This window comes from Aequorivita aurantiaca (genome assembly GCF_030410135.1).
GTDB classification, from domain to species: domain Bacteria; phylum Bacteroidota; class Bacteroidia; order Flavobacteriales; family Flavobacteriaceae; genus Aequorivita; species Aequorivita aurantiaca.
In genome coordinates, this window is sequence record NZ_JAUGQQ010000002.1 from 162,959 (window position 1) to 185,374 (window position 22,416).

17 protein-coding genes are annotated in these 22,416 nt (G+C 38.8%); 7 read left to right on the forward strand and 10 right to left on the reverse strand.

Annotated elements, in window-relative coordinates:
- Nucleotides 1-73 precede the first annotated feature (73 nt).
- The 8 genes from QRD02_RS04105 to QRD02_RS04140 form a co-directional block, all read right to left on the reverse strand.
- Nucleotides 74-886, reverse strand: coding sequence for a hypothetical protein (locus QRD02_RS04105; RefSeq protein ID WP_290253646.1), 813 nt, complete (start codon nucleotides 884-886; stop codon nucleotides 74-76).
- Nucleotides 887-999: 113 nt separating this feature from the next.
- Nucleotides 1,000-3,345: an arylsulfatase gene (locus QRD02_RS04110; RefSeq protein WP_290253647.1), complete on the reverse strand. Its 2,346-nt coding sequence runs from the start codon at nucleotides 3,343-3,345 to the stop codon at nucleotides 1,000-1,002.
- Between the two features lie 48 nt (nucleotides 3,346-3,393).
- Nucleotides 3,394-4,167: a hypothetical protein gene (locus QRD02_RS04115; protein WP_290253648.1), complete on the reverse strand. Its 774-nt coding sequence runs from the start codon at nucleotides 4,165-4,167 to the stop codon at nucleotides 3,394-3,396.
- Nucleotides 4,168-4,194: 27 nt separating this feature from the next.
- Nucleotides 4,195-4,440 carry a hypothetical protein gene (locus QRD02_RS04120; RefSeq protein ID WP_290253649.1) on the reverse strand — a complete coding sequence of 82 codons (246 nt, stop codon included), beginning with the start codon at nucleotides 4,438-4,440 and terminating at the stop codon, nucleotides 4,195-4,197.
- Between the two features lie 171 nt (nucleotides 4,441-4,611).
- Entirely contained in the window at nucleotides 4,612-6,228 is a 1,617-nt protein-coding gene (locus QRD02_RS04125; RefSeq protein ID WP_290253650.1) for a tetratricopeptide repeat protein, read from the reverse strand.
- A gap of 428 nt (nucleotides 6,229-6,656) precedes the next feature.
- Nucleotides 6,657-7,475, reverse strand: coding sequence for a carbonic anhydrase (locus QRD02_RS04130; RefSeq protein ID WP_290253651.1), 819 nt, complete (start codon nucleotides 7,473-7,475; stop codon nucleotides 6,657-6,659).
- A gap of 47 nt (nucleotides 7,476-7,522) precedes the next feature.
- Nucleotides 7,523-8,659: a DcaP family trimeric outer membrane transporter gene (locus QRD02_RS04135; protein WP_290253652.1), complete on the reverse strand. Its 1,137-nt coding sequence runs from the start codon at nucleotides 8,657-8,659 to the stop codon at nucleotides 7,523-7,525.
- 95 nt (nucleotides 8,660-8,754) lie between these two features.
- Nucleotides 8,755-11,133 carry an arylsulfatase gene (locus QRD02_RS04140; protein WP_290253653.1) on the reverse strand — a complete coding sequence of 793 codons (2,379 nt, stop codon included), beginning with the start codon at nucleotides 11,131-11,133 and terminating at the stop codon, nucleotides 8,755-8,757.
- Nucleotides 11,134-11,585: 452 nt separating this feature from the next.
- Between QRD02_RS04140 and QRD02_RS04145 the strand changes: the two genes are divergently transcribed.
- The 4 genes from QRD02_RS04145 (at nucleotide 11,586) to QRD02_RS04160 (ending at nucleotide 16,084) form a co-directional block, all read left to right on the forward strand.
- Nucleotides 11,586-12,725 (forward strand): BamA/TamA family outer membrane protein, encoded by a 1,140-nt coding sequence (locus QRD02_RS04145; RefSeq protein ID WP_290253654.1) that lies wholly within the window; start codon nucleotides 11,586-11,588, stop codon nucleotides 12,723-12,725.
- A gap of 332 nt (nucleotides 12,726-13,057) precedes the next feature.
- Nucleotides 13,058-13,570: a DUF4251 domain-containing protein gene (locus tag QRD02_RS04150; RefSeq protein ID WP_290253655.1), complete on the forward strand. Its 513-nt coding sequence runs from the start codon at nucleotides 13,058-13,060 to the stop codon at nucleotides 13,568-13,570.
- Between the two features lie 65 nt (nucleotides 13,571-13,635).
- Nucleotides 13,636-15,288 (forward strand): mechanosensitive ion channel family protein, encoded by a 1,653-nt coding sequence (locus QRD02_RS04155; protein WP_290253656.1) that lies wholly within the window; start codon nucleotides 13,636-13,638, stop codon nucleotides 15,286-15,288.
- 1 nt (nucleotide 15,289) lies between these two features.
- On the forward strand, nucleotides 15,290-16,084 hold the full coding sequence (locus QRD02_RS04160; protein WP_290253657.1) for a DUF2490 domain-containing protein: 795 nt from the start codon (nucleotides 15,290-15,292) through the stop codon (nucleotides 16,082-16,084).
- Nucleotides 16,085-16,138: 54 nt separating this feature from the next.
- Here the strand turns inward: QRD02_RS04160 and QRD02_RS04165 are convergent, their stop codons facing one another.
- Entirely contained in the window at nucleotides 16,139-16,909 is a 771-nt protein-coding gene (locus QRD02_RS04165) for an SOS response-associated peptidase (protein WP_290253658.1), read from the reverse strand.
- A gap of 251 nt (nucleotides 16,910-17,160) precedes the next feature.
- Here QRD02_RS04165 and QRD02_RS04170 point away from each other — a divergent pair, with 251 nt between their 5' ends.
- Nucleotides 17,161-17,316: a lmo0937 family membrane protein gene (locus QRD02_RS04170; RefSeq protein WP_290253659.1), complete on the forward strand. Its 156-nt coding sequence runs from the start codon at nucleotides 17,161-17,163 to the stop codon at nucleotides 17,314-17,316.
- A 159-nt stretch (nucleotides 17,317-17,475) separates the two neighbouring features.
- On the opposite strand, the gene QRD02_RS04175 is transcribed toward QRD02_RS04170, so the two are convergent.
- Entirely contained in the window at nucleotides 17,476-18,417 is a 942-nt protein-coding gene (locus tag QRD02_RS04175) for an EamA family transporter (RefSeq protein ID WP_290253660.1), read from the reverse strand.
- A 262-nt stretch (nucleotides 18,418-18,679) separates the two neighbouring features.
- Between QRD02_RS04175 and QRD02_RS04180 the strand changes: the two genes are divergently transcribed.
- On the forward strand, nucleotides 18,680-20,191 hold the full coding sequence (locus QRD02_RS04180; protein ID WP_290253661.1) for a toll/interleukin-1 receptor domain-containing protein: 1,512 nt from the start codon (nucleotides 18,680-18,682) through the stop codon (nucleotides 20,189-20,191).
- Entirely contained in the window at nucleotides 20,188-22,416 is a 2,229-nt protein-coding gene (locus QRD02_RS04185; RefSeq protein ID WP_290253662.1) for an nSTAND1 domain-containing NTPase, read from the forward strand. Before QRD02_RS04180 ends, QRD02_RS04185 begins: the two co-directional genes overlap by 4 nt.

Sequence of the window (22,416 nt, forward strand, 5' to 3'; positions counted from 1 at the left end):
AAAAGATTGATATAATTAAACTCAATAAGGTATTTGAAGGCTGCTAATTCATTCATAATCTGAAGCAACCAATTTAGTTCCCCGTCGGAAAAAGAAGTATGAACTGCGCCCTAAAACCCCAGTCTGAAGCGTTCCCGTTACCATAAGGAATGCGTGGTCCTAACGCCACTTGCGCCAATTGCTTGCCCAATTTTATCACTTTCGAACCTCCCACATTTATGGTTCCTACTGTGGCATCGGCATCCCAATTTTGACTTAATTCGGTATTAAGATTTACGGCATAGCCACCTTTAAAATTTTTTCCAAAAAATGGCTGGAAAAAGCTATTGTTGATATCTGCCCTAGTATCACTCCCGGCAATAGACCACACGTGATTAAATAAAAGCCCTATCGTTACTGTTTCAATTTGCATTAAGCCGACAGCCGTTGGACCGATGCCCAATTTTTCAGAACCTAATAGTTGATCGGTAGCTGTTGGCACGGTTAATACGGGACCAACTCCCCAAATCAATCCTCCTTTAGTTGGTGCTTTGGGAGAAAAAAAGGCACTTGCGGTAATGTCGCCCAGACCAAATTGGTTTCCGCTTGGTCCGTAAATATCGGTTTGGGAAATTATTGGAAGAATTGCCCTTGTTATTAAATTCCAATTTTCGCCAATGCTCACTGGAACGACTGGCTGAAGATTTATAAGGACACGGGATCCATTATTGGGGTCGTAACCAAAGTCGAAATTTCCTTGTATTGGAACACTTATTAGGCTGGCAATAGGGTTCTGAAGTTGTTTTGCCAAAGCGTCCGCTCCAGCCGTTTGGGCGGGTGGATCGTCTTGGGAATAGGCAATAGTTCCTATTAATATTGCAAAACTTAGAAATAAGATATTTTTCATTGTTATTTTTTAGGTTTCAATTAGATTAAAATTCATTAAGGCGTATTAGCACCAATTTCATTATAAGAATGTCAGTGTAAAAATTTGTACCTGCCATACCGAGTTTGGAAATGTTATTTTAAATCTACAGTTACTTCATTTATTTTGCCGGTGAACCTGGTTTCATCGGGGCCATACCCAATACCTTCGGCAACTGGGGTTTGGTTGTCAAGGCCAACATCTGCAGTTTCATCGGCAGAAAAAATGTTTGGTTGTGTTTTTTCAATTCTTCCTTTTCCAACTTCTTTTCCATCCACGTACAGAGTAGCCAAACCTCCCTTGCCAAGGCCATCGCCATCATATTTAAAATCAACTTTTACTGTAGTTGGACCTTTCGCCAATTTATCACTACCAGTAATAACGTACCGATCTAGGCCAAGAAAATTGTATGTAAAGGCCGGAATACCGTCCTTCATATACATAGACCAGCCGCCGAATCGACCTCCTTGAGCCAATATAACACCGTTGGCCGCATCTTGTGGAAGATCTAATTTTGCCGTAACTGAGAATGATTTGTTTTTAATGTTTATAAATGTATTCTCCATCATTCCTTCCATTCCTTCATATAATTTCAAAGATTTTCTGCCTGCCAAAATATCGGGACGTCCGGCTAGTTCCGCATTGGTTCTCAATATTGTGCGATCATCAATGGGAAGTACGTGATATTTTTGCGCCTCATACATAAACAAACCTTTCATTTCCTCTAATTTTTCTGGATATTGGGAGGCTAGGTTATTGGAAAGACTGAAATCTTCCTTCGTATTATACAATTCCCAAACATCATCCTTCAAATTGGGAAGGTTATTAACCTGCCAGGCTGCTCTATGAATGGTTCGTGCAAACCAACCATTGTTATAAAGAGCGCGATTACCGAACATTTCGAAATATTGAATGGTATGTCTTTCCGCAGCTTTGGCATCATTCAAAGTATATGCAAAACTGGTTCCTTCTATGGGAATTTGCGGAACCCCGTTAACAACTTTGGGTTCGGGCAGGCCAGCCAATTCTAAAATGGTCGGGGTAACATCAATTACGTGGGTGAACTGGCTCCGCAGCCCACTCTTTTCTTTTATCCCTTGTGGATAATGAACAATCATTCCATTGCGCGTTCCGCCAAAATCTGAAGCTACTTGTTTGGTCCATTTAAAGGGTGCATCGAAGGCAACGGCCCATCCGGCGGCCATGTGTGGAAATGTGGACGGACCACCCCACTCATCCATTAAAGGAAGCAAATCTTCCACTTTTTCCTCTACACCATTAAAGTAGGTCATTTCGTTATACATTCCCACCATACCGCCTTCTGCACTTGTACCGTTATCCCCAGCAACAAAAATAAATAGGGTGTTATCCATTTCTCCAATCTCGGTTATGGCATCCATTAATCTTCCCACTTCATAATCTGTCATTTCCATAAAGCCGGCGAATACTTCTGCTTGGCGAGCAAATAGTCTTCTTTCGTTGTCTGTAAGTTTATCCCAATCTTTTATATCCTTTGGTTTCGGGGTGAGATTTGTGTTTTGAGGGATTATACCCATACTTTTCATTTTTTTCACGGTTTCTTCCCGTGTAACATCCCATCCTTTGTCAAACTGACCTTTGTATTTATCGGACCATTCTTTCGATACGTGGTGTGGTGCATGCACTGCCCCAGTTGCAAAATAGACGAAGAATGGTTTATCTGGAGTCATGGATTGTTGCGCTTTTACCCAGTTGATGGCCTGATTTGTCATGTCCGTGGTAAAGTGGTAATTATCCATTTTTGGTGGGTTCACTTTTTTAAGTCCATCATAAATAAGGGGCGCCCACTGATCTGTTTCTCCGCCAATGAATCCATAGAATTTATCAAAACCTTGGTAAGTTGGCCATCTATCAAACGGGCCGGAAACGGAAGTTTCCCAAGCTGCTGTTTCGTGCCACTTTCCGAAGGCTCCGGTACTGTATCCATTTAATTTCAACATTTCGGCGAGTGGCGCTACACTACTGGGAAGTGAACCAGTATTGCCCGGATAGGCCGTAGCCGTTTCCATAATGGATCCTGTATTGGCAGTATGATGATTTCTTCCAGTCTTAATGGCCATTCTTGAAGGGGAACATAGGGAAGTTGTATGAAAATTATTATACCGCAATCCATTGCTCGCAAGTCTATCCATAGTGGGTGTTTTTATTGGTCCACCAAAGGTAGTAGTGGCTCCAAAACCCAAATCGTCTATGAGTACAATTACCACGTTTGGTGCTCCCTTTGGGGGTGTAACATTAAAGGGTTTGGGTGGTTTGGTGTTTCGAACATCCAGTTCTGTATAGGTCTGTGGCTCGGGTGGAACTATTGGCAATATTTCTCGGTTGAGGATCTCCTGTGCTTTTAAACCTGTAAAGCACATAAGTACCAATAATAAGGCGAAGGATAGTTTTGTTGATTTCATTTTATTTGTTTTTAATTAATTTAAATTCAATATCTTATTTGTGAGACTCTAAAAATTAAAACCCAGTCGCACCACTGCACCATAAGTATCAACATTGTAAAGAAAACGTTCTGAGCCACTTCCGCTGTCATAGTCTATTCCAATTACCCGATAACCTAAGGATGTTTGAAAGAGTTCCGAAAATTTATACCCGAAATCTGCCTGCACTTGCCAGGTAAAGTCTGATCCAATTCCAAAACCACCAAAATCGCCACGTGCATTGTAAATCCAATTATTATGAATAATTCCTTGAGACCTGGCCACAAATACCGGATCAACCCAAGTTTCATTGGTGGAAGCATTTCTGTTTGTTAGCAGCGTCGAAGTATTTATCTCCATATCTAGACTTACCAATCTTAAAGCCAGCCCTGCATCCAACCAAGGGGCGACGCGTCGCAAACCAGCCACTTCCCAAGCTATTTGTTGCATTGTGACATCGCCCCCGGTTATAAACTTTCCCGTTTCAATATCTTGGCCCAGCTTCATGTATAGCACATCGGAAGTTATTGCCCAAGTTTCGTTGGTAGCTTCCATATAAAGCATGGCTCCCATTTTTAGATGTCCAAAAATGTCGCCAACGCTAGCATCAACTTCAACGGGCGGAATGAGTTCGCCGATTCCGGTTTCGCCACTCATATTTGGCAACATGATATAGGGTTCAATAACAAATCTCCATTCTGAACTTTGCTCTTGCGGCTGAATTTCTTCCTGGGCATACAGGAATAAGCTTGCTGAGAAAAATATAATGGAGAAAATGAATGGTATCTTGGGCAGCGTTTTCATAGGCATTGAATTTAATTTCGATATCATTTAAGTTGATTCGTTTTTGCTGAGCATTCTGAAGATTTCCTCTTCCAGATTTTGCTTTACGTCTTCGTATTCCTCAAGTTGGATTCGGTATTTATTTGAATTTTTCTTCTGTTCCATTATATAGCTAGTACACAAAATGTAATCTTTACAGATATCCCGAAAATTTTCGTCAGATTCGAACAGAAATTCAATCCTTTCCTCAAAATCTGGAAATAGACTAACAATAGAATGAATGCTTTTCTCCATTGAAGTTGTATTGCTATTTAATGCAAGCAAGTAAAACTACGACTCAATAAGGTATTAGGTAAGTTCAATACGGTTACTTAACCGTTAAATGGGAAGTTAAAAATTGGCTGTAGCAGCGTAGAAATTTATTAAGTAGAGCGCCTAGGAATGAATAATAATGGTATGCTAATTTCAGGCAGTGGCGCGTTGCGCTTTCTGGATACCTTGTACCATTTTTTCTATAATTTCAGTATCGAGCAGGAAAGAACTTAAATGTTCTTCAAGATTTTCCACAATTTCCGGAAAATTCTGGGTTAAATTTTTCAAATCCCTTTGGGCTTCTTCAACCATTCCAAGTTCTGCCTTGGCCAAAACTTTGGTTAAAGGATCCAGAAAAACGTCTGGAACTTCTATTTTTTCAGCATAAATTAAAGCTTCCTTATAACGGCCTGCTTTAAATCGGGCCAGGAAAAATCCGAGAAAAAACCACCATGGACAATTTGGGTTAAGGTCGAGAGAGTTTGTAAGCATTATATCTGCCCGTTTATATTCCCCTACACACGCCAGGCCAAAACCAATGGCACCCATGGCGGAAACTGAGGAAGGGTTTAGCGCCATACAACTTTCCATTGCTTTTATAGCTTCCTCCTTTCTTTTTAAATAAATATTTGCCCAGGCAAATTCTTGATATGCATATTGACAGTGCGGATCTATTTTTATGGCCTTTTTAGCAAGTTCATAAGCTTTCAAAACAGGCTCGTCCACGGTTGGAAATCCGAGGGAATATGCATCAAGATATAATTCTGAAAGCATCGCTAACCCTGTAGCATAGTTAGGAGATTGAACCATTGCTTCCTCAAGGGCTTGGCGCGTTTGGTTATAAGCTTCAAGTGAAAAATTCATATGAAAATAATAATTCCACAACGCGGCATCGAAGGAATGAATACTAGGCAAGGTTTTACGATGGGTTTTTGAATCTTCGTGAATTATTATACCATAAAAACCTCCCAAAAGTGAGCATACTTCGTTAACAATTTGGTCCTGAATATCTATTAACGTATCAAGATTTAAAGGGTTATTATAAGTTTGGGACCAAACCTGCATTCCATCCAAAGTTTTCACCAAACATATATTTACCCTTATTTCATGTGTGGAGCGCTTTACAGAACCTGTAATAAGATAATGAGCGCCCAAATCTGAACCAATGCTTCTAATATCCTCTGGCTCCGATATATATTTTCGAGTGGAATAATGTGCTACCACTGCAATTTCCTGAAAATTGCTGAAAATGCGGGTGAGTTCCTCTCCAAATCCATCCACAAAAAATTGATAGTCGTTATTTGGACACAAATTCCGAAACGGAAGAACGGCAAGGGTAAGTTTTGATCTTGAAAATTGTTTTATTGGCTTTTCATTTTCGGAAACGTTATTAGTGTTGTACTCCAACCTTGGCCTAAAAACTGGCACATACGTACCTTTTACCACTTCAATCCGAATGGTATTGGAATTACCGTTACTGGTATAATACTCATTTAATAATCGTCTAAGTCTGCCTGCATGAATTCTGACAATGGCATCAACTTGGGGATTGAATGAACTCGATTTTCCGAGGGCATTTACCGCTATGGTATATTCCTTTAAATTTTCGGTTCGATTGTCAAGGGTTTCATGGACTATATATTTCAGAAAGTTTGAAAGCACGGTAGAACGAGCAAACAATTGGCTTGAGAGAATTAGGTGCAATTCTCCAACAATTTCCTTTTCTGAATATTTGTACAATTCGTTATTTTCTTGAGTGTTTAAAAGCATTGAAAATTGAATTTGGTTTTAGGTCGACGAATAAAAATTTATAACTAAAAAGTATATTTCAATTGTTGATTATTTTCGGCTCGACCCCATCTTTTCCAAGCTCTAATTACGAAAAGTCTTAAAAAATCATAATGTATTATTGCTGTATAATGCTATAATGGCGATTTCTCAATTATGTTTTTATAATTATTTTAACAAATATAGAAAAAAAAATACCGCTTTTTCTATTAAATAATCCCTTGAACCTGAGAAATATGTAAAATCCTAAGATTTATTTTGTTTAAAATAAACTCAAAAACCTTAAACCTATTGGTTTTATTGGTTTTTTTAAAATTAAAATTTTCGGCAAACTGTAATAAAAAAATTGCCAACCTTGCCCCATGGCAAAGTTGGCAATGTAAATTTTAAATAAATATATATGGTGAGAACTACTTGCTCAAATATACCTTCCTATCATTCAAGGGTTGGGTGGGCCTGTAATTGTATCGTGGCATTAAATCAGCTATAGCTTTTGCCTGCGCTGCTGATATGCTTAGCGGTTCTGTAAATATGAACCAATTTACCCCTTCCGTGCAAGGAGGCGTAGTCAGCGATCCTTTGTAATAATAGTGCTCAAAATTGCCTAAAATATATTTCGAAAAACTATGGGGCTGACCAATGGTCTTTGTTTCGCCTGCTTGTACAGGCAAATAGGTTTCAATAAAATCAAATGTCTTGCTTTCCTTTCCTTCCTCAACCATAATTGCCAATACTACATATTCCTTATCGCTACTTACATGAACTAGGTGTACTACAAGTGGGTAGTGCATCCCATTTATGGAATGTTCGGATGCTGCATGGAAATGAAACTGTACCAAATCATACCGCTTTCCTTTAAAATCGACATAATTGTCTTTGGCTTCAAAATTATATTGAATGGAGTGGCCATTGTTAGTAACATCGTGGATAAGCGTTGAGGCGTCATAATGAATATCCGATGCTTTTAATCCGGAGGCTTGTGACACTACATTTGCTGTTACAATATCTATGGGAGATTGATGACTGCCTCCGCAAGTAGATTCCTTTTCAATTTCGGCCCAATGTTCCGGGCTACTCTCACCATCATATCCCCAATGTTTCGGTTTTTCGGTGGTTTCTTCCACTACAACTTCAGTGGTTTCACCTTCGTTTTCTGTTTTCTTTTCGTCCTTGCATGATACTATAAATACCATTGCGAAAAGTATGGCTAATGCTCCTAGTTTTTTCATGATTTTACTATTTTCGTTGATAATTAATTTGTTATATTTTGAATCCATTACATATTAAAGCTATAGCGAACACTCAGTTGCAAACGGTTGGCAGTACCATCCGCGCCATTATAATCCTCTCTATTTCCTCTTAAATATTCCACACCTATAAAGGTTCCATTCATTACGTAGTAGATTAAATTTGCCGCAAAGTAATCTGTTGATTCCAAGGCAGAAGTTGGCTGGCCGGCTGTGTTTTCTACCTTTCCATAATTATACACTAGTAACGATGAAAGTTTATCGGTCCAAAAGTGTTCAATTCCAAATGTTAACCCTAAATCAGTGAGGGGTTCCAAATTGCCATTTTGGTCCAATGCTACAGATTGGCCGCCACGGTACCTGCCAATTCCGGGCCCATAGACCACTTGATAAATTATTTTATCTTTTTTCAGAAAATTGAATTGACCGGATAAATTTCCACCGTATAGTGTGATGTCATCTTTATTACCGGCGTCGTAGCGGTAGCGAATGGATGCCAAAAATCCTGAAATTTGAATATGGCCCCAATTTTTCGTCACCCGAAATCGCCCGGTAAGGTCTGGAAGCGGGTTCTCAAATTTCCCCGCCTGAACTGGAGCCTGCCCTGTAGCCTTTGATTCTTCCAAGGCAACACCAAAATACATATCATCTGAAATGGCATGTTTGTAGCGCAACATACCCTGGCGAGCGAAAGCATATGCTGCAGGTTTTTCAAAATCGAGGGTTGCCGGAATAATATTTTCATCCATAAAATTCGACCAAGTTTGTCCTGCCAGCAAACCTTTATATTCTACATAAGCGTGCCTAATCCTAAGGGAACTGCCCGATCCATAAAAGTCCCCTTCAATGTAGGCTCGTAACCCTCTTTCAGGATATTTTACATCTAGCTTTAAACGTGTTTCCTTTACATTAAAATGTGTGGATTCCCCTTTGCTTCCATCGGTTGGTATTTTTGAAACATCAAAAAAGTCTGGTGAATCGATGGCATCAAAATCATGGATTAAATCCGTTTTCACGTATCCGCCGAACGTAAATATAACCGGGGTTTTAGGAATTTGCCACCATCCTGCGGGCAATTCGGAAATCTGAGGGGCTTGTTCTTCTTGGGAAAAAATGGTTGTTCCCGCTAACAAACATATTATCAGAAAAAGTGTGTTTATTTTCATTTTCTAAACGATTTTAAATGAAATGAGAGAGAAATATTTTTTAATCGAAAAATTTTCTCCCTCATTAAACTAGAGTTTATTTTATTTGGATAAATTTATTTTTGAGGATACCAAATCTTTGTAGTGCCCATGGTTCCATTAAACTCAAATGGCGCTTTGTCATAATAATCCATAGAAACTGGTGAGCCCAAATCACTTCCAAAATCCAAACAATCATTTGCAGTAAATACCAGGGGGGCCGTAATTGGAACCCGTCCTGTCGCCACCTCTTTTCCATTTACTGTTAAGGTAATATCCATTGGCGATCCTGGCTTAGCCGCAGCCAATCTGGAAACCACCCCAATTTTTACCTTACCCGTAGGCAACTTTGTTTTCGATTTGATTTGTGTTCTATTGATTTCAAATAAATTATATTCATAACACAAATAACCATCTTGGATATAACAGGAGAGTCCGCCAGAAAAACCGCCGAGGGCGTATAAAACTCCGTTGGCGTTTTCAGGAACGGTTATTTCCATGCTTATATCGTTATCAAATTTTCCAAGTTTTGGGGCTGTAAATTCTGGCATACGCTCTATCCTTCCTGTAAAAGTCCAGTCTGTAAAAGGGGTTGCCGGGGCATCTTCAGGATGATAAACAACAGACCATAGTCCACCGCCAATGGGCAGGTTTTTGTTTTTTGCAGATTCTACCAAGAACATGCTTTTCATTTCGGCCAATTTTTCTGGATTCTTTTTGGATAAATCATTTGCTTGACTCCAATCTTCATTTAAATTGTAAAGTTCCCAAGTATCCTCTTGTGGATTCCAATTGGCGGCACCGGGCGGCAAGCCGGGCACCCAAGGATTCCGAAGTCCGAAGGCAGAAGCAAACCATCCGTCATAATAGAGACCGCGACTTCCCATAATATCAAAAAACTGAAGTTTTCGAGTGCCTTCGGCCTTTGCATTTGCAAATGTGTAGTTCATACTTACCCCGTGGATAGGATCCTGGGTAAAGCCATTCACTACTTTTGGTTCCTCAATATTGACGGCTTCATAAATAGTTGGCACAATATCAATAACGTGGTGAAACTGCGGGCGTGGCGTGTTGTCGTGCTTAATGTTTTTAGGCCAAGAAATTGCCATTGGTTGTCTTGTGCCACCAAAGTGGGCCGCGATCAATTTTGTGGACTTGTATGGTGTTGAACCTGCCCATGCCCAGCCGGCATTGTACATATTGTCGGTTTTTGGAGATCCCAAGGCGTCCAAACCACCAAGTTCTTCCAAGGCATCAATATGTTGTTGTATAGTCGTTGGAATACCGTTTTGTGCCAGTAATTCGCTAATACTTCCGTTTTGACCTTCAGCTGAAGATCCATTATCGCCCCATATGTAAAAAATTAGCGTGTTGTCCAGCTTGCCTTGTTTCTCAATCTCATCAATAAGTAATCCTGCGTTGTAGTCTGTGTGTTCCGCAAATCCTGCAAAAACCTCCATAAGCCTACTTTGAAAAGCTCTTTCAGATTCTGGAATATCACTCCATCCCTTCATAGTTGGATTCCGCTCGGTTAACTGTGCATCTTGAGGAATCCAACCCAATTCCTTTTGTTTCTTAAATGCTCTCTTGCGATACTCATCCCATCCATCATCAAATTTACCTTTGTATTTATCTGCCCATTCCTTGGCTACGTGATGCGGCCCGTGTACGGCACCGGGTGCCCAATACATAAAAAACGGTTTATCGGGAGCAAAAGCCTGTTGCTCCCTTAACCACTTTATGGCATCTTCGGTAATATCTTCCGTTAGATGGTAATAATCATGGCCTTGAGTAGTCTCAGGATGCTCCACTACTGTGGTATTGCGAACCATGTGAGGTTCATACTGTGATGCTTCGCCAGCCAAGAAACCATAAAAATATTCAAATCCATACCCCGTGGGCCAGTAGTCAAACGGACCTTTTGAGGTAGTTAGCTCTGCTGGGGTATTGTGCCATTTTCCAAAAGCACTGGTATTGTAGCCATAAGCCTTTAAAACTTCTGCCGCGGTTGCAGCAGTTTTAGGAATGGTACCGCTGAATCCGTCCCAGTCATTCGCTATTTCAGCTATTTGTCCGTTACCCACTGCGGTATGGTTTCTACCGGTAAGAATGGATGCACGTGTAGGTGAACACATTGCCGTGGAGTGAAATCTGTTATAAGAAATCCCTTGGTTTGCAATCCTACTTAAATTGGGGGTATTTATTTCACCACCATAAGTTGACGGTGTACCTGGTCCGGCATCGTCAATAAGGATTATGAGAATGTTGGGCGCATCTTTAGAAAGTCGTTGCGGATCTACTCGTTTTTTATAAGTAGATGTCTTCATAGTAAGCCCAGCTTGACTCGCCGAAGGAGTTGGCGGAAATGGCAGCACGTCCTGCCCCATCGTAATATGGGGCCATATAAAGAGTAAGGCTCCAGCAATAATAGTTGTGAATGAGATTTTTGAGTTCATCGGATTTTATATAAAATTGTGAAATAGATATAACCAAAATTATATGTTTCATAAACACTATATAAGTGTAATACCGTTACTTAACGGTTAAAAAGTTGCTCTTCAATTTCATTTTTTCAATCGTAAAATAATCGTTTTTCGGGTTATTGAAAATAAGATTCGCCACACGTAAGTATTTCCAAAAAGGATTTTACGTTGGAATAAAATTTTTATTAAGTGCTTATAAATACAGGCCTAAGAAGCTATTCTTTATTTCGAATTCGATCATCCGAAAATGAAAATCTAACGAAAGATATTCAAAGGCAGAAGGAAATTTTATACTCTTCATAAAACCATTTTGGGCTCACCAAAATGGATGTGGGAAAACGGGCTCCCATATTCAAGGTGTACCATTTATCAATTTTATCTTTATTTTTGAACTGCTCGAATTATCTAACATACAGATTCACTTTATGATACTGAAAAAAGCTTTGGTTATTTATTCTTTATTGCTTTTTTCTTCCCACGGAATTATAGCCCAAAATGACCAAACGGAAAAGCCAACGGATAGTCTATCAAAATTTGACCGTTTTAATAAAAAAGCCGAGGCGCTTTTCAAAATTATTCCCGTACCCATCGTAAGCTATTCCAGTGAGGCGGGTAATATTTTTGGACTCGCAAAATTCAATGCATTTCATCCTGTTAAAAACGACACCCTAAGCAAACCATCGAAGATTTCAGAGTTGGTTACTTTTTCATCAAAAGGGAGGATAAATGTGGTAGTTGCCAACGATTTAATATTAAAGGAAAACAAGTATATACTGATTAGTTTTTTTAATTATAAGGAAGTTCCCGAATATATTTTTGGCATTGGCAATGATGTTTCCATTGATGATGTGGAAGAAATTTCAACCCAACAAATTCGTTTCAAAACCAACCCAATGGTACGGATATATGAAAATCTTTATTTGGGCGGCATAGTTGATATTGCAGATTATATTAAGGTTGAAACCGATTCCACTAGTTTTTTGGTTGAAAATCAAGTCACGGGACTTAATGGCGGCACCAACTTCGGATTGGGCCTTTCACTGGATTTTGATAGCCGAGAAAACCGATACAACCCGTCCAATGGCGCATTTGCGTCAGCCCAATTAATATTTAATGAAAAGGCATTGGGCAGTGCATACCAATACTCCCGGTTTGAATTGGATTTGCGCAAATATTTTAATCCGTGGCTGGAACACGTAATAGCGGTGCAGGCCACAACAACAGCCCTGGGTGGCGATGCACCTTTCTATAATTTGGCACTGCTTGGCGGAGCCAATAAAATGAGAGGATATTACGAAGGCGCCCTTCGGGATAAAATATTGGTTGATACACAACTAGAGTATCGTATGCCCGTATGGAATATTTTTGGGGTCGTGGGCTGGGTAGGTACTGGCCGGGTTGCACCTGCCTATAAAAAATTATCTTTTGAGGATTTTTGGCCGTCGTACGGAGGTGGTTTGCGCATTCAAGTTGACAGTAAAAACAAAGTGAATCTACGGTTGGATTTCGGGTTTGGGAGAGATGGCATCCATGGTACTTATATAAGCTTTGCGGAAGCATTTTAATAGATCCGTTGGCGTTTGGATTGTGGTCGGAATACTTAAATTGTGGAAGAGAAAATTATAAAAATCACGACTTGAGATAGACGCTCTCTGAAGAGAGAAAAATGGAAATTTTAGTCTATTTTTATTTAATAATAATCTGGAATTCCTTAAAAAATTTTACAATCAGACTTGCGGATTGTTTTGAAGTGAGACTGATTCACATCGATAGTCATAAATCTAATTCAATTTCTGCTAGTTTTTATTCTCAGTGGAAATAGTTAATTTCTTAATCCATTGCTTCAGAATCGAATTGATAAATCGCTCAAAAGTTTAACCATTAAATTTTAATAATTATGAAAAATCCAGTTTTTATACTATTGTGGCTGTGTTTGTCCATCGGCAATCTCGGCTTCGCACAAGAAGAAACAAAAAAGCAACAAAAGGCAGAGCGGAAAGCAGAATTGAACAAGGAAATTGCACAGCTTATAGATTCACGGGAATACGCCTTTGTTGCCAACACCGTGTTACCGCTTAGTCTGCCGCCCATAAATTTAAATCCAGGTTCCGCCGATGTCATTTTCGGCCCAGAAATGGTTACAAGCAACCTCCCCTTTTTCGGAGTGGCATATAGTGGTGCAGACCTTAGCCATGACCAAGGAATGGCTTTTTCCGGTGCACCAACGAATTACAAAATAAAAAACCGAAAGAAAACATATGATATTGAAATGGACATAAAAACAGATAATGATAGTTATAGCCTTTCTCTTTCGGTTGGTCTGGATGGAAATGCATTGTTGACCATTTCCAGCACACATAGAAGTGATGTTTCTTATTCTGGGAATATCGCCAGAATTAGGAAAGAATAATTCCCGGTAATTAATCAAAAACGGGAAAAATAAAAATCTAACTAGCGCACACCAAAACTACTAATATGCGAACCGCCACTCGTACATCCGGATTTAAGCCAAGGATTTCTTTCCGCTTCCTTCTTTTCAGCGCTTTATTGGTCGGTAGCTCTTTTATCCAAATTAAGGCTCAAGAAATTTCAACCGAAACACCCAAAAATGAAGAGGTTTTTGAAGTAGCTTCTGTAAAGTTGGATGGTAATGAACTGTTCAAAGTGCGGGGTGTTAGCTCTTTTCCTGCAACGGAACGAGCGATTCTAGTTAGCCAGCGCATCAAAGACGCGGCGAGTAATGATGCTTTCAATCCTGAAAATATTACGGTTGACCATAATTTGGAATATAGTATAATAAGGGCGGGGGATTTGGCAATAATCAGAATTTTTGAGGCTGATGCAAAACTAGAAGGTATATCCAGAAATGTACTAGCGGAAATCCTACGCGAAAACATCGCAAACAGCATTGTAAAATACAGATATGCTAGAAGTCAATCTGTAATTTTAAGAGGTTTGTTATATTCGGCCATAGCGATTGTTGTTTTTATAATCGTTTTACTTTTAACACTTTGGTTGTTTAGGGTAATTAGAAGGAATATTCAAAGACGCATTGAAAAAAGGATAGCTTCAGTAGAAAGCATCTCCTTCAATCTTATTAAATCGAACCATCTTTGGAGAGCGTTTCATGTATTGCTGAATACCTTCCGTGCTATTCTTTTGGTTTATCTCAGCGTGGTTTTTATTGACTATGTTCTTAGTCTTTTTCCATGGACCAACGCGCTATCAAAATATATCCTGAACCTGATTTTTGATCCAGTTAAGAAATTGGGCTTGGCGTTCTTAAATTATATTCCTAAACTAATTTTTCTGATTGTAATTTATTTTATCACCAAATATCTACTTCAACTTATCAAGTTATTTTTTTCAGGGATTCAGCAGGGTGCTATATTTATTAAAGATTTTAAACCTGAATGGGCCAGTTCTACTTATAAAATTGTTCGAATTTTGGTTCTTGCACTTGCGTTGGTTATTGCCTATCCATATATCCCGGGATCAGACTCTGTTGCTTTTAAAGGAGTTTCAGTTTTTATAGGTATCATTTTTTCGTTAGGGTCTTCTTCATTTATCGGCAACTTAATAGCTGGGTATTCCATGATTTATCGGGGAGCCTTCAAAGTGGGTGACCGGATTGAAGTAGACGGCCAAATTGGGTACGTGGAAGAACAAAAATTATTGGTTACACGCCTTCGCTCGCATAAAAATGAGGAAATCGTACTTCCTAATTCGGTATTGCTAAACAGCAAAATAATCAATTACTCCAGCCGCTCTACAGATGCAGGCGTGGTAATTCATGTAATGATAGGCATAGGCTATGAAACGCCTTGGAGACAAGTAGATGCAATGCTGAAACTTGCGGCAAAACGTACAGAAGGCCTTTTGGATACTCCCCCACCCTTCGTATTGAAAAAAGCATTGGCAGACTTTGCCGTCAATTATGAAATCAATGCTTACTGCAAGGATATTTTAAATATAAATTCTATTTATTCTGAATTGAATCAAAATATTTTAGATGTATTCAATGAAAACAATGTACAGATAATGACTCCGTCCTACGAAGCGGATCCGGAATTGCCGAAAGTTGTTCCGCAAGATCAATGGCATACGCCTTTAGCTAAAGAAGATTAGCATGAGAATCTTGTTGGCCAATTTCGTCGTGTTCTTTTCATTGTCCTCCCTGCTGGCGCAAGATTCTATCGTAGACAAGGAGGTAAAAGTGAACCAACAATTTTGGATTGATTATAATTTTCATTCGCCTTTAAATGAAATAAAGGGATTGAATACGCAAGTCGGGTTTCGAAAGATAGAACCTGAAGTTTATAATAAATATTTAATTCATTCCTCTTTATATTTCAAAAACCAAAAATCACCGAAATTCCTAGGTTTAAAAAAACCATTCATTGATACCTATCATTTGGGCGCGGGCGCGATATATACACAAAATTATAATGCCGATGACAACTTTGAGTTGCGGTTGATGCAGGGTCTAAAATTTCATATTCCCACAATTAAAGCACTTACATTTCATAATTATGTGCGGCTGGAAGAACGTTTTCAAAATAATTTGAACGGATCAGGTTGGACCCCAGGAATGCGGCTTCGATATAGGCTTTCTACGGAATTGGCGTGGGGAAATCTCTTTAAATTCACTCACGGATTTTATTTTCCTATTAGCGGTGAAGTTTTCGTAAACCTAAAAAAATCTGACAGATACAATGATTTATTGCGCATTTCTCCCGGGATGGGTTACCGAACAAATAATAATTGGAAATTTGAATTATACCTAATCTTCAATAGAACTAAAAACATAACTGAGACCAACCAAAAATCCAGCGATTTCATTCTGAGACTTCGAATTATTAATGATAGTAAGAAAAAGTATACAGACCCTTCCGATGTTTCTCTACCTATTGATGAAGACTAATGTGTGGGTGAAAGACCTTTAAAATTATTTGATAAAAAAAATATAAAATCTTAATTATCCCGTGATTTTTGGAATTGGATAGTCCACTTCATCAGTAATAGTTTCAACGTTCCCTGCATACTGCTTTCCGCGTAATTTCGCAACGGGGTGTGCTTGCAATTCATTGTCCGGGTATTCCCTTATTAATTCCTTTATTGCTTTAATATCGAGCGCATCATTTATGGGGTTTAGCCACTTCTCCTCCAATTCAGTGGGCAGGATAACGGGCATTCGTGGCCCTTCCAATTTTGGATTATTATGAATTTTTGCCATGAAGGAATTTCCTTGAGTCGAAACGATGGAAAAAGTATTTAAAATTCCACCCGTTTCAGGGTTTGTCCATTCACTATAAAGTGCCGCCAACGCGAGGGGCTGTTGGTCTTTTCGGTATATGTAAAAGGGATAGACACTTTTGTTGCAGTGATGGTGTTCAAAAAAACCATCGACGTATAAAATGCAACGATGGTTTTTTGCCGCATCGCGAAAGGACGATTTTTCAAAGATTGTTTCTCCTCTTGCGTTCAAGGTATTGTTCCATTGCTTTTTCATTGCAGCTTCATTCTTTACCCAATGCGGGACTAGGCCCCATGTGGCTACTTCAGGGAAGTTTGGGGAACGGTCTGTATAAATCAAAAGGTCTGGATGGTTAAAGCCGGAACTATGGAAAAGCGGAAGATCTGTAAAAGGCAACAGTTTTTCTAAAATTTCTTCAACTGCATGCTCATCGTTTTTGCGCCTTGCCCTGCTTAGTTGGGCTTCGAGACTTGCTTTTATATCGTAACACATAGTGTTGTTTTTAACATAGCCCACAAGTTACTTAAAACTCTAGATATTAAAATAATTGTTTCTAAAGACGATAATTTAAATGTAAAAGGACTTGAGTGATATTTATTCATTTCAAAGAATTAATACGCGAGACATTATTTCAATAAGATAAAGCTCAATGTACTTTTGGGTTAATTTTAAAATGTTTCCCGTTAAAATATTATAGATTTAATAATTATATTCACCCAACTAACAATTTAAAACAAAAAACAATGGCAGACATTTTATGGATTATTGTAGTCCTTCTCGTATTGGGTTGGCTATTCGGATTTTTCCTTTTTCCGGCAATAGGTGGTATCATCCATATATTGCTGGTGATTGCGGTAATTATGATTGTTTACAAATTACTTACCGGAAGAAGACCTTAAAAATTTCAATACCCAATTACAAAGACTTTCACGGCTACGGCTTTGAAAGTCTTTTTTATTTTATAGAATTTCATGGATTTTTCATGGGAAACGAAATAGCTGCATTTCCAATTTCGCATTGGATATTTTTGATGGAATGGAAGAAATCGAATTTAAGATTTAGTCCTTTCCTTGTTTTTTCAATCTTCCCGAAAATCTTGGAATAGTTAGGGAAGTTTTGGAGGTATTAATGAAATAGACACCAGTTAATAATACTGCGGCGGCAATAATGGATTGAGTGGTTATTTGTTCCTCCAAAATATACCACCCAAGAATTAATGCGATAATTGGGTTAACTAAGGTTGATGTGGCCACCTTGTCGGGTGAAACGGTTTTCAACAAATAGTTGAAGGAAGTGAAGGCTACAATGCTTCCAAAAACAATCAAAAGTACCATGCTTATTTGCACAGGTTGGTTCCAATTAGTAGGCGCAATCCACGTTTCTCCGAAAGCTATACTTGCAATTGCGAGCGTAAGGCCGGCGGTAAACATTTGGTAACCGGTATTTACAAAAAAGTTTTTGGGAAGATCCGCCTTTCCAACAAACAGGCTGCCGTAGGCCCAGCTAAGCATGCACCCAAAAATCATCAACATTCCCTTTATAGTATCCTGACTAGTTATTATTTGTTTTTGCCCAACAAGTAGAAAAATGCCAATTATTCCCAATCCCACTCCAACGAACGACATAGGTTTTATTCGTTTTCCCTGCAAGATTCGCATCAGCAACAAAACAACCAAAGGTTGGGCAGAAATTTCCAAGGCAGCAAAACCACTATCAACATACTTCAGCGCCCAAACGATAACCCCGTTTCCGAAAGAGAGAAATAGCACCCCTACAATATATGCGTTTATGAACTGCTTTCGCGATATTGCAAGGCTCTTACCCAAAACCAAGGAAATAATAAAAATAAGCAGACCGGCAGCGGTATACCTAATTGAAGCCAAAAAGAAAGGTTCCAATTGCGCTACGGCAACTTTGTTCAACATATATGTTGAGCCCCAAATAACGTAAATGGAGAAAAAAGCAAGGATGATAATCAGAGTTTTTTTGGATAATGACATTCGGAATAGTGATGTTTTTTTTTGGGGTTACGAAGATAGGTAATTGATGAATGCTTTATTAAGGATTTTGGGTGGCATTTTAAAGGCTACGGATTTTCATGAAAATTCTCAAGCAGGAAAAAAAAATTTCTTTTATTTAAAAAAACGTTTCTATATTTTACTGAAAATTAGAATGATATATACTTTACTATTTGTAAATTAGTACCTTAGTATTCTTCCCCACACATTTTTTTTAGCTACATATTATTTAAAATCCTACTCTATGGCCTTAATTCCTGGATATGAATACGACATTTTTATAAGTTATGTCCACGCTGATAATGAGTCTGAAACTTTTGGCGAGGATGGATGGATTGATCAGTTTTATAAATATTTGGACACCAAACTGAACAAACATTCCAAAGACATTAAAATTTGGTGGGACAGCAAAAACCTGGATCGCAGTGAGGTGTTTGACAATTCCATAGCCGAGGCAATAGATAAATCTGCCATAATGATTTGTCTGTATTCTAGATTATACCCACAATCTGATTACTGCTTAAAAGAATTGGACCATTTCTATACAAAGGCGAACAAGGAAGAAGTAGGTTTAATCGTAGGTAACCGTTCACGAATTATTCCGGTATTTATGTCTAATATTCCACATTCCAATTGGCTGGATAAACTTTCCGGTACCAGCGGATTTCCATTTCATGATAATAATGACTACGGTGATCCGCTTAAGAATACCAGTCCGGAATTTAGTGCACAAATGATTCAACTTCGTAATGCGTTAGTGAAAATTTTTGAGGATTTTCCAAAGGAAATAACCCAAGTCAAAAAACCCATACCCATTACACAAGAAAAAGACAAAGGATTTACGATATACTTATCCGAGGTCAATGATTCCATGTTTGATAGAAGAGAGGGAATTATAGCAGATTTAAAAGGAAAAGGATATAATATTACCGTAGCCGACACATCCTTTACTGATGTTGAAACCCACGAAAAAGCAACAACCCACGCTATTGAAAACTCACAGTTAGCGGTACATATTTTAGGCGATTTTCCAGGTCGAAAAATTCCGGGCGAAAGCGTTGCGCGTTTTATTCAGAGTCAAGCCGAAATAGGCTTAAAATTGAAAACCCCACAATTGATTTGGGTTTCCAGAGATATTGATTTCAATAATTTAGAAAATGAACAGCATCGGGAATTTTTGAAAGGCCTGAAGGATGGCACACTTTCAACTAAAAAATACGAATTCGTTCGGGGCAACGAAGGCGAATTGGCGATGTTAATTGATGAATACGCCAAACAATTGCAGGAAAGATTGTCACAAAAAATGGAAGAAAACAAAGCTACAAATGGTACCGCCATAAAAGTATTGTTGGATACCCATACGGATGATTTTAAGCAAGCCTTCAATCTTAAAAAAATTCTCAATGAATATAATGTCGATTTAATTTTTAATCCCGAGGACGGCGACCCACAGGAGAATATTAAATCCCTATACTCCAACATCAGCGAGGCCAAAAAATTTATTTTCCTGTACGGCAATGAAACCCATAAGGATTGGGTAGATATTCGAGTTAAAAACACACTCAAAAAGTTAATGGACTATGACCGTTATGGCCAAGACATATTTATATATGTAACCCCCCCAGAGAAATCGACCGATGCTATAAAGGTAGCCCAGAACCCAATGGTAAAATTGGTGGACCAAAGCCATAGCAGTCATTTGGATGGTGCATCCTTAGAGGCCTTTCTCAATGATCTAAAATCTGAAAATCAATGAGTGACTCCTTCTTTAATCCGTATGTAGGCCTTCGACCATTTCAGGAAGAGGAAAACCTTCTGTTCTTTGGCCGCGACGAACAAACCTTGGAACTTTTACAACGACTGCACGCAAACCGTTTCGTGGCTGTTGTTGGTAGTTCAGGAAGCGGAAAATCCTCCTTAATTCGGGCCGGATTAATCCCTGCACTAAAAGGGGGATTTCTCGTAGAAAATAGTAGTCAATGGTTAATTGCCATTATGAAACCCGGACAGAATCCGGTGTATAACCTGGCAGCAACAATATTAAATCAAATCGATCCAAACATCACCACTGCGCAAATTCAGGCATTCGTAATACGAATTAAAAAAGAAGGAGCTTCAGCTATTTTGGATGTTATTGAGCCACTTCGCGAAAATAAAAATTCTAACTTTTTTCTATTGGTGGATCAGTTTGAGGAGCTTTTTCGGTTTTCGCTAAAACAAAAAGATGCAGCCTTCAAAACCGAGGCAATCGATTTTGTAAATCTCATCTTAAAACTATCCGAACAAAAACAAATTCCGTTTTATGTGGTGTTGACCATGCGTTCAGACTTTATTGGCGATTGCGCCGAATTTTTCGGTCTACCTGAAGCCTTGAACAAAAGTCAATACCTTGTGCCTCGGCTCAACCGCTTTGAACTTAAAAAAGTAATTGAGGGCCCAGCCAAATTGTATGGAGGAAAATTCAATGCCGCCCTTACCTCACAACTTATTAATGATTTAGGCGAAGTGAAAGATGAACTACCATTGGTGCAACACGCATTAATGAGAATGTGGACACATAAATATCCTGCCAGTGCCCACGGTGAATTAGACCTTCAAGACTATAATGATATTGGCGGAATTGAAAATGCCTTGTCTGTACACGCCAATGAGGCTTTAAATGAATTGTCACCGGATGAGCAAGCCCTGGCCAAAGTACTTTTCCAAGCATTGACAACCATAGACGAAAATGGCCGAAAAATACGGCGACCTGCAAAACTCAGCGATTTAAGGGAGCTTACCGGTGCCAGTGAAGAAAAACTTTTGAAAATAATAAACAACTTCATTAGAAATAATCGGTCTTTTCTCGTTCTTACCAACATTGGCGATTCAACGGATAAACTTATTGATATTTCCCACGAGAGCCTCATTCGGCATTGGAAAAATCTAAACAATTGGGTTGATGAGGAAAGCGAGGCGGCAATACACTATAAGCATTTATGCGATGCTTATAATGCCCACAGGGAAGACCGGAAGGATCTATTATCGGGAAGGGAATTTGAAATTACGCAAGAGTGGTTTGAAAAGTTCAGGCCCAATAAAATTTGGGCCGCCCGATACAATGAGCATTTTCCTGAAGCCACGAAATATCTCGCTGACAGTGCAAAAATCCATAACGCGAAAAAACGAAACGCGAGAAGATTGCGTCGGGTAAAAAAAATAAGCAGATATACCATAGTTTCCCTAGCTTTTATTGGGCTGTTCACCTATTTTATCTTTCAGCCAAGCATGGAACAATTGGATTGGAGAACGGCAGTTTCCGAAAATAATGAAGAAGCCTATTCTACTTATTTGGAAGCACATCCAAAAGGAGAATATGCCGAAATAGCCCAAAACTTCCTTGATTCCACAATGCTACAACAGGCTTGGCAATTAGCTTCAAAAGAAAACACTGTAAAGGCATACCAAAAATATCTGAACGTTGCTGCCACCGAGAAAGATTCGCTCAACAATATCTTGGGATATTCAAAATTCGCAAAGGATACCTTGGTGGCGCTGGAGAGAATTGAATCGCTAAAGGATAGGATGGCCAATTCCAATCTAGATGAAACCGCTTGGAATACGGCCCAAGAAAAAAACAGTCTGGCTTCCTATTTAAGATATATTAAAAATGATTCCATTTTAGGGACCCACGATGACGATGCTTATAAAAAAATTCAGGAAATTGGAAAAAATGGCTTTCTGTACAGTGGAAGATCTTCGGCCAATAAAATTCCAAATTCCATATTTAAAATAATTTACAGAAAGGATAGCGCTTTCAATAGTAACGATATTCCGCAGCCAAATGATATAGTAAAAGCGAACGAAAACCGCTATATATACAAGGATATTAATGTGAACAACAAATCTGGAAACAGTATTAGAATAGGAGATATTTACCTAATAAAGAGTGTGAATTTACAGGCAAACGCTGTTTTTGTGGAGATACTTTATGAGCCCTGA

What these genes read in the sequence shown, in the direction of transcription:
- QRD02_RS04105 (WP_290253646.1), bottom strand. Translation starts at nt 886, where the DNA reads ATGAAAAATATCTTATTTCTAAGTTTTGCAATATTAATAGGAACTATT.
- QRD02_RS04180 (WP_290253661.1), top strand. Translation starts at nt 18,680, where the DNA reads ATGGCCTTAATTCCTGGATATGAATACGACATTTTTATAAGTTATGTC.
- QRD02_RS04165 (WP_290253658.1), bottom strand. Translation starts at nt 16,909, where the DNA reads ATGTGTTACGATATAAAAGCAAGTCTCGAAGCCCAACTAAGCAGGGCA.
- QRD02_RS04125 (WP_290253650.1), bottom strand. Translation starts at nt 6,228, where the DNA reads ATGCTTTTAAACACTCAAGAAAATAACGAATTGTACAAATATTCAGAA.
- QRD02_RS04160 (WP_290253657.1), top strand. Translation starts at nt 15,290, where the DNA reads ATGAGAATCTTGTTGGCCAATTTCGTCGTGTTCTTTTCATTGTCCTCC.
- QRD02_RS04115 (WP_290253648.1), bottom strand. Translation starts at nt 4,167, where the DNA reads ATGAAAACGCTGCCCAAGATACCATTCATTTTCTCCATTATATTTTTC.
- QRD02_RS04185 (WP_290253662.1), top strand. Translation starts at nt 20,188, where the DNA reads ATGAGTGACTCCTTCTTTAATCCGTATGTAGGCCTTCGACCATTTCAG.
- QRD02_RS04155 (WP_290253656.1), top strand. Translation starts at nt 13,636, where the DNA reads ATGCGAACCGCCACTCGTACATCCGGATTTAAGCCAAGGATTTCTTTC.
- QRD02_RS04130 (WP_290253651.1), bottom strand. Translation starts at nt 7,475, where the DNA reads ATGAAAAAACTAGGAGCATTAGCCATACTTTTCGCAATGGTATTTATA.
- QRD02_RS04175 (WP_290253660.1), bottom strand. Translation starts at nt 18,417, where the DNA reads ATGTCATTATCCAAAAAAACTCTGATTATCATCCTTGCTTTTTTCTCC.
- QRD02_RS04135 (WP_290253652.1), bottom strand. Translation starts at nt 8,659, where the DNA reads ATGAAAATAAACACACTTTTTCTGATAATATGTTTGTTAGCGGGAACA.
- QRD02_RS04120 (WP_290253649.1), bottom strand. Translation starts at nt 4,440, where the DNA reads ATGGAGAAAAGCATTCATTCTATTGTTAGTCTATTTCCAGATTTTGAG.
- QRD02_RS04170 (WP_290253659.1), top strand. Translation starts at nt 17,161, where the DNA reads ATGGCAGACATTTTATGGATTATTGTAGTCCTTCTCGTATTGGGTTGG.
- QRD02_RS04110 (WP_290253647.1), bottom strand. Translation starts at nt 3,345, where the DNA reads ATGAAATCAACAAAACTATCCTTCGCCTTATTATTGGTACTTATGTGC.
- QRD02_RS04150 (WP_290253655.1), top strand. Translation starts at nt 13,058, where the DNA reads ATGAAAAATCCAGTTTTTATACTATTGTGGCTGTGTTTGTCCATCGGC.
- QRD02_RS04145 (WP_290253654.1), top strand. Translation starts at nt 11,586, where the DNA reads ATGATACTGAAAAAAGCTTTGGTTATTTATTCTTTATTGCTTTTTTCT.
- QRD02_RS04140 (WP_290253653.1), bottom strand. Translation starts at nt 11,133, where the DNA reads ATGAACTCAAAAATCTCATTCACAACTATTATTGCTGGAGCCTTACTC.